Source organism: Niveispirillum sp. FG148 (assembly GCF_057809655.1).
On sequence record NZ_JBMDKJ010000021.1, the window covers coordinates 31,190 to 43,598 of the forward strand.

At 68.6% G+C, this 12,409-nt stretch carries 12 protein-coding genes; 9 read left to right on the forward strand and 3 right to left on the reverse strand.

The genetic code is table 11. From position 1 onward, the window contains the following. Positions 1-9 precede the first annotated feature (9 nt). Together ACODTW_RS19595 and ACODTW_RS19600 are read left to right on the forward strand one after the other, a co-directional pair. Entirely contained in the window at positions 10-909 is a 900-nt protein-coding gene (locus ACODTW_RS19595) for a LysR substrate-binding domain-containing protein (protein ID WP_488947757.1), read from the forward strand. 90 nt (positions 910-999) lie between these two features. After that, on the forward strand, positions 1,000-1,818 hold the full coding sequence (locus ACODTW_RS19600; RefSeq protein ID WP_488947758.1) for a sugar phosphate isomerase/epimerase family protein: 819 nt from the start codon (positions 1,000-1,002) through the stop codon (positions 1,816-1,818). Here the strand turns inward: ACODTW_RS19600 and ACODTW_RS19605 are convergent. Both ACODTW_RS19605 and ACODTW_RS19610 read right to left on the reverse strand, forming a co-directional pair. Then, the gene (locus ACODTW_RS19605) at positions 1,815-2,726 is read right to left on the reverse strand and encodes a LysR family transcriptional regulator (RefSeq protein ID WP_488947759.1); all 912 of its coding nucleotides are present in this window, start codon (positions 2,724-2,726) and stop codon (positions 1,815-1,817) included. The genes ACODTW_RS19600 and ACODTW_RS19605 overlap by 4 nt on opposite strands. Further along, positions 2,723-4,126, reverse strand: coding sequence for a coniferyl aldehyde dehydrogenase (locus ACODTW_RS19610; protein WP_488947760.1), 1,404 nt, complete (start codon positions 4,124-4,126; stop codon positions 2,723-2,725). The genes ACODTW_RS19605 and ACODTW_RS19610 overlap by 4 nt, the downstream gene beginning before the upstream one ends. A 168-nt stretch (positions 4,127-4,294) precedes the next feature. Here ACODTW_RS19610 and ACODTW_RS19615 point away from each other — a divergent pair, with 168 nt between their 5' ends. From ACODTW_RS19615 to ACODTW_RS19645, 7 genes are all read left to right on the forward strand, one after another. Continuing rightward, a complete protein-coding gene (locus ACODTW_RS19615) occupies positions 4,295-4,717 on the forward strand; it encodes a hypothetical protein (RefSeq protein WP_488947761.1) in 423 nt (140 codons plus the stop codon). A gap of 19 nt (positions 4,718-4,736) precedes the next feature. Next, positions 4,737-5,744, forward strand: a complete 1,008-nt coding sequence (locus tag ACODTW_RS19620; protein ID WP_488947762.1) for a sterol desaturase family protein — start codon at positions 4,737-4,739, stop codon at positions 5,742-5,744. Continuing rightward, positions 5,725-6,306 carry a hypothetical protein gene (locus ACODTW_RS19625; RefSeq protein ID WP_488947763.1) on the forward strand — a complete coding sequence of 194 codons (582 nt, stop codon included), beginning with the start codon at positions 5,725-5,727 and terminating at the stop codon, positions 6,304-6,306. The genes ACODTW_RS19620 and ACODTW_RS19625 overlap by 20 nt, the downstream gene beginning before the upstream one ends. Next, complete coding sequence (locus tag ACODTW_RS19630; RefSeq protein ID WP_488947764.1) at positions 6,307-6,678, forward strand: hypothetical protein; 372 nt, start codon at positions 6,307-6,309, stop codon at positions 6,676-6,678. Between the two features lie 74 nt (positions 6,679-6,752). After that, positions 6,753-8,321 (forward strand): glycerol-3-phosphate dehydrogenase/oxidase, encoded by a 1,569-nt coding sequence (locus tag ACODTW_RS19635; protein WP_488947765.1) that lies wholly within the window; start codon positions 6,753-6,755, stop codon positions 8,319-8,321. After that, positions 8,318-9,718 carry an FAD-binding oxidoreductase gene (locus tag ACODTW_RS19640; RefSeq protein WP_488947766.1) on the forward strand — a complete coding sequence of 467 codons (1,401 nt, stop codon included), beginning with the start codon at positions 8,318-8,320 and terminating at the stop codon, positions 9,716-9,718. Before ACODTW_RS19635 ends, ACODTW_RS19640 begins: the two co-directional genes overlap by 4 nt. Next, positions 9,711-11,165 (forward strand): FGGY family carbohydrate kinase, encoded by a 1,455-nt coding sequence (locus ACODTW_RS19645; RefSeq protein WP_488947767.1) that lies wholly within the window; start codon positions 9,711-9,713, stop codon positions 11,163-11,165. Before ACODTW_RS19640 ends, ACODTW_RS19645 begins: the two co-directional genes overlap by 8 nt. Here the strand turns inward: ACODTW_RS19645 and ACODTW_RS19650 are convergent, their stop codons facing one another. Beyond that, complete coding sequence (locus tag ACODTW_RS19650) at positions 11,166-12,386, reverse strand: MFS transporter (protein ID WP_488947768.1); 1,221 nt, start codon at positions 12,384-12,386, stop codon at positions 11,166-11,168. Positions 12,387-12,409: the final 23 nt, after the last annotated feature.

Genomic DNA, 12,409 nt, shown 5'->3' on the forward strand with positions numbered 1-12,409 from the left:
CTATGATCCATGCGCATGCGACAGATCGAGGCGTTCCGGGCGGTGATGATGAGCGGCGGGGTCACCGCCGCTGCCGCCATGTTGAACATCTCCCAACCGTCGGTCAGCCGGCTGATCGCCGACCTGGAATATGCCGTGGGGTTCGCCCTGTTCGAGCGGCGGGGCGGGCGCGTGCATCCGACGGCGCAGGCCGACACCCTGTTCGAGGCCGTGCAGCGCTCCTTCACCGGCCTGGATCTGCTGGCCCAGGCGGCCCGGCGCATCCGGGCGCATCCGGTGGGCACGGTACGCATCGCGTGCCTGCCCACCATCGCCCTGTCGCTGCTGCCGCCCGTACTGCGCGCGTTCCGGGAAAAGCATCCTTCCGTGAAGGTAACGGTGGAGGCGCTGGGCCAGCGCGCCATCGAGGATCGGGTGTTCCTGGGTCAGGCCGACCTGGGCATCGGCGTGGCCGCCCCGGCGCGCGACGGCATCCGGGCGGAATTCCTGATCCGGGCCGATTATGTCTGTGCCCTGCCGGCCGGGCACCGGCTGCTGGACCGGCCCGTCATTGCCCTGGCCGATCTGGCGGGCGAAAGCTTCATCGGCCCCATGCATGAGGCAGAAGCCCTGTGGACCGGGATCGATGATGCGCTGGCCGCCGCCAACGTGGCCGTGGACAGGATGCTGGAATGCCAGCAATCACTGCCCATGTACGCCTTTGTGGAGGCGGGCCTGGGCGTGGCGATTGTGGAGCCGTTCACCGCCCGGCTGTTCTGCCGGCTGGGCGTGGCGGTGCGGCCGGTGGTGCCGGCCGTCGGCTTTGATTTCACCCTGATCGAACCCGATATCGGCCCCACCCCACCCCCCGTCGCCTGGCTGCGCGCGGCGGTGCGGGCGGAGGCGGCGGCCTGTCTGGCGGGGTCATAGCATATACGCATGGGCTGTTGAGGGGATGGGATTGGACAGAAGGTCGCTTCTGCCGTAGCTGCGGAACAGTTCAGCGAACGGGATGTCCCCATGCAACGCCTTCTGGTCCTTCAATCCGTCTGGGGCCTGGACCATTGTCCCGGCTTCGATGTCTGGAACAATCTGGAGACGGCCCTGCAGGCGGTGGTCGATGCCGGGTTCGACGGGGCGGGCACCAATCTGGTGCGCAAGGAACGCACCGCCATCACCTCGCGCTTCATGAATGAACGCGGGCTGGCCTGGGAGGCACAGGTGCTGGCCCGCAGCGCCGACGAACTGGACCGCTTCGCGGACGAGGCGGCGACCCTGCAGGCCCATCATCTGAATGTGCAGGTGGCGGGGCCGCTGGACCGGGTGGGCGATGCCGTGCGCCTGCTGGAGGAGATGGAACGGGTGCGGGAAAATGCCGGCCTGCCCATCTTCTTCGAAACCCACCGGGCACGGCTGTCGCAGGATCTGGGCTTCTTCCTGCGTGTGCTGACGGAACTGCCCGGCCTGCCCCTGACAGCCGATCTTTGCCATTATGTCGTGGCCGGCGAATGGGATCTGCCCATCGACCCGCCCAAACATGCGGCCATCGCCCGCATCCTGGGCCAGACACGCGCCTTCCATGGTCGGGTGGCGACAGCGCATCAGGTGCAGGCCCCCCTCGGTGGCCACCATCAGCCCTGGCTGGACCTGTTCACGGGCTGGTGGCGGCGGGGCTTCGACCTGTGGCGCGACCGGGCAGGCCCCGATGACAGCCTGAGCTTTATGGTCGAACTGGGCCCCCCGCCCTATGCCGTGGTGGACACGGCCGGGCGGGAGCTGACCGACCGCTGGGAAGAGGCGAAGCAGTTGAAGGAGATTGTGCGGGGGCTGTGGGGTTAGCCCGCCGCCAGCGCCTGCGCCGTTTCGCGCAGCACCTTGACGAAGGCGGTGACGGCGGCACTCTGGCTGCGGTTGCGCAGCAGGTGGATGCCGTCATTGGTCTGCTCCCCCGGTCCCATCGGATAGGCGATCAGGTCGCCGTCGCGCGCCGCCGACAGGGCCAGGGAACGGGGGACGACGGTGATGGCCGGTCCCTGGCGCACCACCTCCAGACAGGCCAGGGTGGAATCCAGTTCGTAATCGGGAAAGCTGCGCTGGGCAATGCGGGTGCGGATGGCGGGCGCGAAGCGGTGTTCGCTGCCCGGTGCCGGCCGGGGCAGGGCCCAGGGGCGGGTGGCCACGGCTGCCTTGCGCTCCGGCCCCGGCGGCAGGGGGTGGGCCGCGGCGGCCACGATCATCAGCGGTTCGCGTGGCAGGGCGGTCACCACCACCTCATCCGCATAGGCCGACCCGTCGAACTTGCTGATATCGCAGACGACCAAATCCAGCGACCGGTCGACCAGCCCCTGCAACAGCACGTCAGAAATGCCGCCAGTCACCGTGACCCGGACACCTTCATGCAGCGCGCCGAACCGGCCGATGGCGCGGGTCAACAGGGGCTGTGTCGGGAAAGGGCCGACGCCGACACGCACCGTGCCCGTGCCGGGTCTGGTCAACTGGTTGGCGGCCGTATCCAGGTTGCCGGCAGCGGCCAGCACATCTTGCACCGGCCGGATCAGCCGGTCGCCGGCATCGGTGGGGCGGACATAATGGGTCGTCCGGTCGAACAGGACGGCCCCCAGTTCCTCCTCCAGCTTTTGCAGGCTGCGGCTCAGCGCAGATTGGGTGATGGCCAGTTCGTCGGCGGCGCGCGCGAAGCTTTGCAGGCGGTACAGCGCCTCAAAATGCTGAAGGCGGCGCAGGTTCATTTCGTCCCCCCGACGAACAGGCGCGCCACCAGCCGGGCCAGCGCGCCATAGGGGGCGGCGACCAGATGCGACTGGTTGAAGCGGCTGACCCGCATCACGGCGCGGGCATGCGACAGGCGCAGGAACCCTTCATGCCCGTGATAGGCGCCCATGCCGCTTTCGCCGACACCGCCGAAAGGCAGGTCGGCCTGACCCACATGCAGCATGGTGGCATTGACGCAGGCCCCGCCCGACCGCGTCTCGTGCAGCACGCGGGTCACCTGCCTTTCATCATCGCCATAGCAGTAAAGGGCCAGCGGCTTGGGCCGCGCATTGATGAAGGCGATGGCGTCGCCAACATCGTCATAGGGCAGGATCGGCAGGATGGGGCCGAAAATCTCCTCCCGCATCACCGTGCTGTCCAGGGGCGGGGCGATCAGCAAGGTGGGGGCGAAGCGGCGCGTGGCCGCGTCCCCGCCCTGGCCATGCTGGCGCCGTTGCGCGCCGCCGGCCACGGCCTCGGCCACCATGGCTTCCAGCCGCGCATGGTGGCGGTCGGCGATGATGCTTGTATAGTCCGGGTTGTCGCGGATGCTGGGATACATCGCCTCCACCCGCTTCATCATGGCACCGGCGAAGGCGTCCATGCGGTCGCGCGGGACCAGGGCATAGTCCGGGGCCACGCAGGTCTGGCCGGCATTGAAGAACTTGCCCATGGCGATGGTGCGCGCCGCCTTGTCCAGATCGCAATCCGGCAGCACCACGACCGGCGATTTGCCGCCCAGCTCCAGGGTCACGGGTGTCAGGTTGGGGGCCGCCGCCTGCATGACGCTGCGTCCGACGCGGGTGGAGCCGGTGAAGATCAGATGATCGAAGGGCAGGCAGCTGAATGCCTGCGCCATCTCCGCCCCGCCCGTCACCACCATCACCTGATCGGCCGGGAACAGGCCGGCCAGCAGGTCGCGGATCAGGTCGGCCGTGCGCGGCGCCAGTTCGGACGGCTTGATCATCACCCGGTTGCCGGCCGCCAGCGCATCAACCAGCGGCCCCAGCGTCAGGAACAAGGGATAGTTCCAGGGCGACAGGATGCCGACCACGCCCAACGGCTGATAGTCCACCCGCGCCGATGCCGGCTGGAACGCCAGATTGGCGCGGCGCCGCGACGACCGCATCCAGGATCGCAGATGCCGGCGCACATGGTCGATGCCGTTCAGCAACGGCATCAGTTCGCCCAGTTCGGTTTCCGGCACGGCGCGGTTGCCGAAATCGGCGCTGATCGCGGCGGCCAGGTGGTGCTGGTTCCGGCGGACCACGTCGGCCAGCGCCGCCAGATCCTTCAGCCGGGCCGACAGGGTGGGGGCGCCGTCACGCGCGACGGCCTGACGCTGTGCCGCCAGCAGCCCGTTCAGTTCCGTATCCATCCATATCCCCCGTTGATCGGTGACGATTCATATAACTGAGTTATTGACCAGCATACATGGCCGATGATGGTGCGTGGTGATGTGCAGATCGAATGATCCGTTGATTTATTGGCAAAATCCAGCCCCGGCGGTTCCGCCTATGATCCGGCCAGAGGTTGGGGGCGGAACATGATGACACTTCTTTATCTGATTGTGGGCAGCGTTGTTGCCGCGCTGTTCATCCTGGCCCTGCACCATGCATTCGGCCGCAGCACCCTGCCGGGTCTGGCGGGCCGTGACCAAGCCCTGACCCTCTTCCGCGCGCTGCTGCCGGACGAGCCGTCGACGGGGGCTGCCCTGTCACGGGACGGGTTCTGTGCGCTGATCGAGATGGGCGGTGCCGACCGTTTCGGCCTGCTGATCCCCATGGGACAGCATTGGGCGACGCGGATTGTGGGGCCGGGCGGCATCCGCCGCTGGTCCCTGAATGACGATATTCTGACCCTGACGCTGGCCGACTTCACGGCCCCGGCCTTCCGGCTGGTCTTCGCCGATCCGGCGGAAGCCAGCCTGTGGCGCCGGCGGCTGGAAGCGCTGCCGGCGCGGGGCTGATCCAATTGCGGGAGGCATGATGCCCGATACTCTCAGCTATCCGGACGTCGCCACGCTGGCCAGTCCGCTTTATCTGCTGCTGCTGGTGCTGGAACTGGTGTTGATGCAGCTTCATCTGGTGAAGGCGCATTACGAGACGCGGGACAGCGCCGCCAGCCTGTCCATGGGCTTGGGCTATGTCATCACCGGCATGCTGTCCGGTCTGGTGGTCAGCGGCGGCGTGTCGGCCGTCATGTTCTGGACCTATGATCACCGGCTGTTCGATATTGGCACCTCGATCTGGGCCATCATCGCCTGCTTCGTGGCCGATGACATGCGCTATTACTGGGCGCATCGGTTCATGCACCGTATCCGCTGGCTGTGGGCCGCGCATGTGGTCCATCATTCCAGCCAGCATTTCAACTTCGCCACGGCCCTGCGCCAGCCCTGGACCGGCGCCATCATGGGCCTGTTCGTGCTGAAGCTGCCGCTGGCCTTGCTGGGTTTCCACCCGGCCATCCTGATCTTCGTCTCCTCGCTGAACCTGTTTTACCAGTTCTGGGTGCATACGGAGGCGATCCACCGCATGCCGGTCTGGTTCGAGGCGGTGATGAACACGCCGTCGCACCATAGGGTGCATCACGGCTCCAACCCGCGCTATCTGGACAGCAACTATGCCGGCACCCTGATCATCTGGGACAAGCTGTTCGGCACCTTTGTGCCCGAACAGGACCATGATCCGGTGCGCTTCGGGCTGGTGCATGATCTGGCGACCTTCAACCCGCTGCGCATCGCCTTCCATGAATATGTGGGCATCTTCAAGGATCAGGCGCGCGGTGGTCTGTCCCTGCGCGACCGGTTCCTTTACCTGTTCGGCCCGCCGGGCTGGAGCCATGATGGCAGCCGCGACGATACCGACAAGATCAAGACAGCCTATCTGCGCCGCAACCCGGATCAGGCGGGCACGCCCGGCCTGCCGGGGAACAGCGGGGCAGCGGCCGGCGCGGTCCTGACACCGGGGATGGCCGATGCTGCTGGCGGGGAGTGACGCGCTGCTGGCGCTGGCCTGCCTGTGGGCGGGCCGGCTGCTGTGGGCCCTGCCGGGCCTGACCTGGCCGCTGGCGCTGGCCATCGCGGGTCTGGCCGTGCCGTCGGCCGCCGGGGCCGCCCGCTTCGCCGGATACGAGGCCGGCTGGCTGGTGGCGCTGCACCAGGGGGCGTCGGATCTCTACGCCCTGCTGGGTTTCGCATCCGTCGCCGCGGCCCTGTTCCTGCTGCCCGACGGGCGCCGCTGGCCGCTGATCCTGGGCATCGCGGCGGCGGGCGTCGCCGGGCTGGTGCTGGCCGGGCAGCCGGCTCTGTCCGGCCCGCTGGCCAGCCTGTTCATCCTGGCGGCCAGCCTGCGGCTCTTGTTGAAAGCGAAAGGCAGCGCCCGCCGCTGGCTGGGCTTGTCCATGCTGGCCGTGATCACCGCCGCCCTGACCCGCGTCCCCGGCTTGCTGGACGCCGACAGCCGCATCATCGGCCTGCATCTGGGGCTGGCGGCCTGGGTGCTGGCGCTGGGCGTGGGGGTCGGGGGCTATTTCAACGATCCCGAAAGGATGGCCTGAATGTCCCCCGCCGCCCGCTCCCTGCGCCTGTTCGCCTTCTATCTGGGGGCCAACGGCCTGACCCTGCTGTTCCTGCCCAACCTGCTGTTGACGGCGTTGGGGTTGGCGGCGACGGAGGAGCCGTGGATCCGGGTGCTGGGCATCATCGTCTTCAATCTGGGCCTTTATTACCATGCCGGTGCCGACGGGCGGGCGTTCCAGCGCATCACCATCGTCACCCGCACCCTGGTCCTGCTGGGCTTCACGGGGCTGGTGCTGGCGGGGCATGCGCCTGCTCTCCTGATCCTGTTCGGGCTGGTGGATTTTTTCGGTGCCGTGTGGACGGCGCTGGCCATGCGCAGGGACGCCGCCGCATCACCACGTCTTTCCTAGTTCGCATCACCACACGCTCCGCAATTCCCTTACCGTCTGACGAAGACGAACGAAGGATGGAAGGGGACGGGACCATGGGGGCGAGCCTGAACGCGTGCGGCCGTGCCGCCACCTTCGCCCGGCTGGAAGGGCAGGTCTTTGACCTGGCCGTCATCGGCGGCGGCATCACCGGGGCCGGCATTGCCCGCGACGCTGCCTTGCGCGGCCTGTCCGTAGCCCTGCTGGAGGCAGAGGATTTCGCGTCGGGCACCAGCAGCCGGTCGTCCAAGATGATCCATGGCGGCCTGCGCTATCTGGCCCAGGGCGATGTGGCGCTGGTGCGGGAAAGCGCGTCGGAGCGGCAGGTGCTGCGCCGCATCGCCCCGCATCTGGCCCGGCTGACGCCCTTTGTCATCCCCACGACATCGCTGGCGACCCAGGCCAAGCTGCGCGCCGCATTGTGGAGCTTTGAGAAGCTGGGCAATGTCCCGGCCGCTGAACAGCATGCCGTCTGGGGGCTGGAGGAACTGGCGCGGCGGGAGCCGACCCTGCGCTGCGACCGGCTGAACGGCGCCGTCGCCTATCCGGAATTCCTGACCGACGATGCAAGGCTGACACTGGCCAATGTCCGGTCGGCCGCCGCCGCCGGGGCCGAGGTCCTGAACCATGCGCGGGTGGAGCGACTGCTGGAGGAGGGGGGCAGGGCCACGGGCCTGATCGCCCGCTCCACCCTGGCGGGAGAGGACAAGGGGACCCGCGTGCAGGCGCGGGTCATCGTCAACGCCGCCGGCCCCTGGGTGGATGGGGTCCGGGCGCTGGCGGCGGGAGAGGGCGGCCGTCGGCTCGCCCTCTCCAAAGGCATCCATCTGGTGCTGCCGCGCGCGCTGTTGCCGGTGACATCCACGCTGATCCTGCGGGCACCGGACAAGCGCAACATCTTCGCCGTGCCGCGCGGGGATTTCACCTATCTGGGCACGACGGACCAGTTCCATGCCACCAGCGACTACTGGCCGGAGATCGGGCGGGAGGAGGTTGATTATCTGCTGTGCGCCACCCAGGCGGCGCTGGCGGCGCCGCCCATCCGCGATCAGGACATCGTGGCGCTGTGGGCCGGCATCCGCCCCCTGATCGGGGAGGCGGGCAAGAAGGCGACGGAGGTGTCGCGCAAGGACGAGATGTGGGTGGGGCCCAGCGGTGTCATCGCCATCGCCGGCGGCAAGCTGTCGGCCTATCGCGCCATGGCCGCCCGCATCGTCGATGCCGTGGCCGACCGGCTGGATATCCGCACCCGCCCTTGCACCACGGCCGACCTGCCCCTGCCTGGCGGCGAACGCGCGCCGGCCGGCGATGATCGGCTGGACCGGCTGTACGGGACGGAGGCCGCGCTGATCCGGGCGGGCGGCGGGGATGTGGCGGCGGAAGCAACCCATGCCGTGCGGCATGAAGGGGCGGCGACGCTGGAGGATTACTGGGTCCGGCGCAGTGCGCGGGCCTGGTTCGACGACCAGGCCGGCTGCCCTGCCCTGGCCCCGGCGGTGGCGGCCATGGGGCACCTGCTGGGCTGGGACGAGCGCCGCCGGGCGGCGGAAATCCATCATTGCCTGCAACTGGACAGGAACAGCCGCCGGGCCCTGATGCCCGTGGCGGGGGGAGACGGGACATGACCATCGCATCCGAACTGGCCGAGCGTATCGGCCGCGACAAGGTACTGGGCGACGCTGACAGCGTGCGCGCCCGCCGTTACGACCAATGGTGCGTCAAGCATCTGCGCGATTGGCGCGGGCAGCCGGTGCAGGCACCCGGCCTCGTCGTGCGCCCGGCCGATGTCGCCGATGTGCGCCAGGTGGTGCTGTTCGCCCATGACCGCCGCATCCCCCTGGTGCCGTTCGGCCTGGGCAGCGGCGTGTGCGGCGGGATCGAGCCCACGGGCGACAGCATCCTGCTGGACATGGGCGGCATGGCGGCCGTCCGCTTCATCGACGAGACCAACCTGCTGGCCGGGTTCGATGCCGGCATGAACGGCATGGCGGCGGAGGAAGCGGTGGCCGCGCGCGGCCTGACCATCGGCCACTGGCCGCAATCCATCGCCATCAGCAGCGTCGGCGGCTGGGTCTCCACCCGCGCCTCGGGTCAATTCTCCACCGCCTATGGCAATATCGAGGATATCATTCATTCGATCGAGGCGGTGCTGCCCAATGGCGACATCGTCACCCTGGGCAAGGCGCCGCGCGCGGCGGCGGGGCCGGACCTGCGCCATCTGCTGATGGGGGCGGAAGGCACGATGGGGGTGATTACCGGCGTCACCCTGTCGCTGCGCCGCGCGGCGCCGGCCCGGCAATGCGCCGTCTATTTCGCCGACGACATGGATGCGGGTTTCGAGGCGCAGCGCCGCATCATCCAGGCCGACTGGAAGCCGCCGGTGATGCGCCAGTATGACGGGCGGGAGGTGCGGCGCCTGTTCAAGGATTTTCAGCGCGACGGCCAAGCCATGCTGCTGATGCTGCATGAGGGGCCGGCCGAACGGGTGGCGGCGGAGGTGCCGGCCGTGGCCGCCATCGCGGCGGCGGCGGGGCTGGTGCCGGGCGATGCGGCGGCGGCCGAACAATGGCTGGACCGGCGCAACCATGTGCCGACCTGGAAGGACATGTTCGAACGCGGCTATGTCGCCGACACGGCGGAAATCTCGGGAAGCTGGACGCAGATCGGCGATATCTATCGCGATGTGATCCGCGACCTGAACGCGGTCGATGGCGTCATCAACGCGTCGGCGCACAGTTCCCATGTCTACCGGTCCGGGATTAATCTCTATTTCTCCTTCGCCGCCACGTTCGAGGATACGTCCCGCATGGAACCGGCCTATTTTGAATGCTGGCACCGCATCATGGAGGCCACGGCCCGCCATGGCGGCGGCGTGGCCCACCATCATGGCGCCGGCCGCCTGCGCAAGCCCTATCTGACGCATGATCTGGGGACGGCGGGGGTGGACCTGCTGCGCCGGGTGAAGGCCGCCATTGATCCCAATGGCATCATGAACCCCGGAAACCTGATCCCCGATGCCTGAACTGCTGCTGGCGCTGGATTGCGGCACCACGGGTGCCCGTGCCCTGCTGGTCGATCCGGCGGGGCCGGTCCTGGCCAGCGTGAAACAACCCATCCCCTCGCATTTCCCGGCACCCGGCCGGGTGGAACAGGATGGGGAACAGGTCTGGGCCATTTGCCGGTCCGTCATCGACGGCGCGCTGGCCCAGGCGGGCCGCACCATCCATGACGTCGCCGCCATCGGCGTGACGACACAGCGGTCCAGCACCATCATCTGGGACCGCACCGGCGGCCGGCCCCTGGCGCCGGTGTTGGTGTGGAGCGACCTGCGCGGCATGGACCGGTACAAGCAGTTGCGCGCCGCCGGCTTCACCCTGTGGCCGCAGGTGCCGGCGGCCAAGCTGGAAGCGGCGCTGGATCTGGTGCCCGACGGGTACGCCCGCATGGCGCGCGATGAATTGCGCTGGGGCACGCTGGACAGTTACCTGATTCATCGCCTGACGGGCGGCGGCACCCATGTCACCGATGTGGGCGCCGCCTGGCTGTCGGGCTATATCGATTATCCCGACCGGGCGGAATGGAACAAGGCACTGATCGCCCATCAGGGGCTGGACCCCCGCCTGTTCCCCACCATCGCCGACAGTTGGGGGCCGCTGGGCCAGACCGATGCCAGCCTTTGGGGGGCATCTGTGCCGGTGACCGCCGTGATGGCCGATCAGCAGGCGGGCATGCTGGCCCATGGCAGTCTGGCGGCCGGTGCCTGGAAGGCCACCTACGGCACCTCGGGCGTCGTCATGGCGTCTACCGGTGCGCACGCCATCAGCCCGCACCGCACCTTGCCCATCCAGGCACTGACCCGCGTCGGCGGTGATCTGTGCTGGTGCGTGGAAGGCATGGTCATCAGCTGCGGTGCCTTCCTGTCCTGGCTGTGCCGGGACATGGGCATGTTCGCCGATGCGGGCGAATTGTCGGCGCTGGCCGGGTCGGTGGCGGATACGCGCGGCGTGGTCGTGCGCCCGTCGCTGCAGGGGCTGGGCGCGCCGCATGGCCGCTTCCATGAACGCGCCCTGATCGCGGGCCTGGACGCCGGGGCCACCCGCGCCCATGTCGCCCGCGCCGCCTTGCAGGGCATCGCCTTCCGGTTCAAGGAGATCGCGGCCACCATCGCCGCCACGCCGGGCCTGTCCGTGCCCGGCTATTTTCCCGTCGATGGCGGGGTGACGGCCAGCGACCCGCTGTTGCAGTTGCAGGCCGACGCCCTGTGCCTGCCCGTCCGCCGCCATGGGGTGCGGGAGGCGACGGCCTATGGTGCCGCCATCGCCGCCGGGCTGGGCATCGGCCTGCTGTCGGTCAGCGACCTGTCGCGTTTCGCCCGCTATGACGCGGAATTCACGCCATCGGTTGGCGCAGACGAAGCCCAGGCAGCCTATGCGGCCTGGGCGGATGCGGCGGGGATTGTCCGCGGCTGATCAATCCTCCGCCGGCTTCAGCACGGGTTGCCAGAAATGCAGCCAGCCCAGGGCCAGCAGGTAGGATACCGACACCAGCGCGAACATCGGCGCGTAGGAGCCGCCGGCCGCCAGCACCCAGCCGGCCGCCTGCAGGATCGCCATGCCTGCCAGGTTGCCGCAGAGCGCCCCCAGCGAGATCACGGTGCCGATGCGGCCATGGGGCACGATGTCGGTGGCCGTGGCGAACAGGTTGACGGAGAAGCCCTGGTGAGCCGCCAGGGTCAGGCCCAGCAGCGCCACGGCCAGCCAGTAATTCTGGACCAACAGCACCAGCGGCACGGGCAGGACCAGCAGGGCGCAGACCAGCAGGGTCAGCTTGCGCGCCCTATTCAGGCTCATGCCTGCCGCCAGCAACCGGCCGGAGACATAGCCGCCGATGAGGGAGCCCGTGGCAGCAATGGCATAGATGGTGGCCAGCGGCACACCGAAGCTGCGCATGTCCAGCCCGAAGACGCGGGTGAACAGGTCCGGCATCCAGAACAGCAGAAACCACCAGACCTGATCGGAGAAGACCTTGGCCCCGCAGAAGGCCCAGGTGCGGCGGTCGGACAAGACGACGCGCCAGGGCACCCGGGCGCCGTTGGCCGTGGCCGCCGATGTGGGCGGGGTCCGGAAATAGGGATGGCGGGTCAGCGCCCACCAGGCCACCACCCAGATCAGGCCGGCCCCGCCCATGATGTAGAAGGCGGCCCGCCAGCCATGGGTCAGGGCGATCACCGGCACCAGCAACGGCGCCACGATGGCACCGACATTGCCGGCGGCATTGACGAAGCCCAGTGCCAGCGACCGTTCACGCGCCTGGAACCAGACGGCGATGGTCTTGATGCCGGCGGGCGTTCCCAGCGCCTCCGTGGCGCCCAAGGCGGCCCGGACCACGGTGAATTCCGCCATACTGGTGGCCGTGCCATGCACCATGGCGGCCAGGCTCCACGACCCCACGGCGGTGGGATTGCCGACCCGCCAGCCCAGCCGGTCGATCAGACGCCCGGCGAAGATGAAGGCAACCGCCGCCGCAAACTGGAAGGTGGCGACCAGGAAGCCGTAATCGGCGTCGTTCCAGCCCAACTGCTGTTCCAGCATGGGTTTCAGCACGGCGATGATCTGCCGGTCGGTGTAATTCAGGATGCCCGCCAGCATGACGAGCGCCAGCAGCAGGGTGCGGTGAAGGCCGAAGCGCATGGGATGTCCTTGATCCTGGAGTG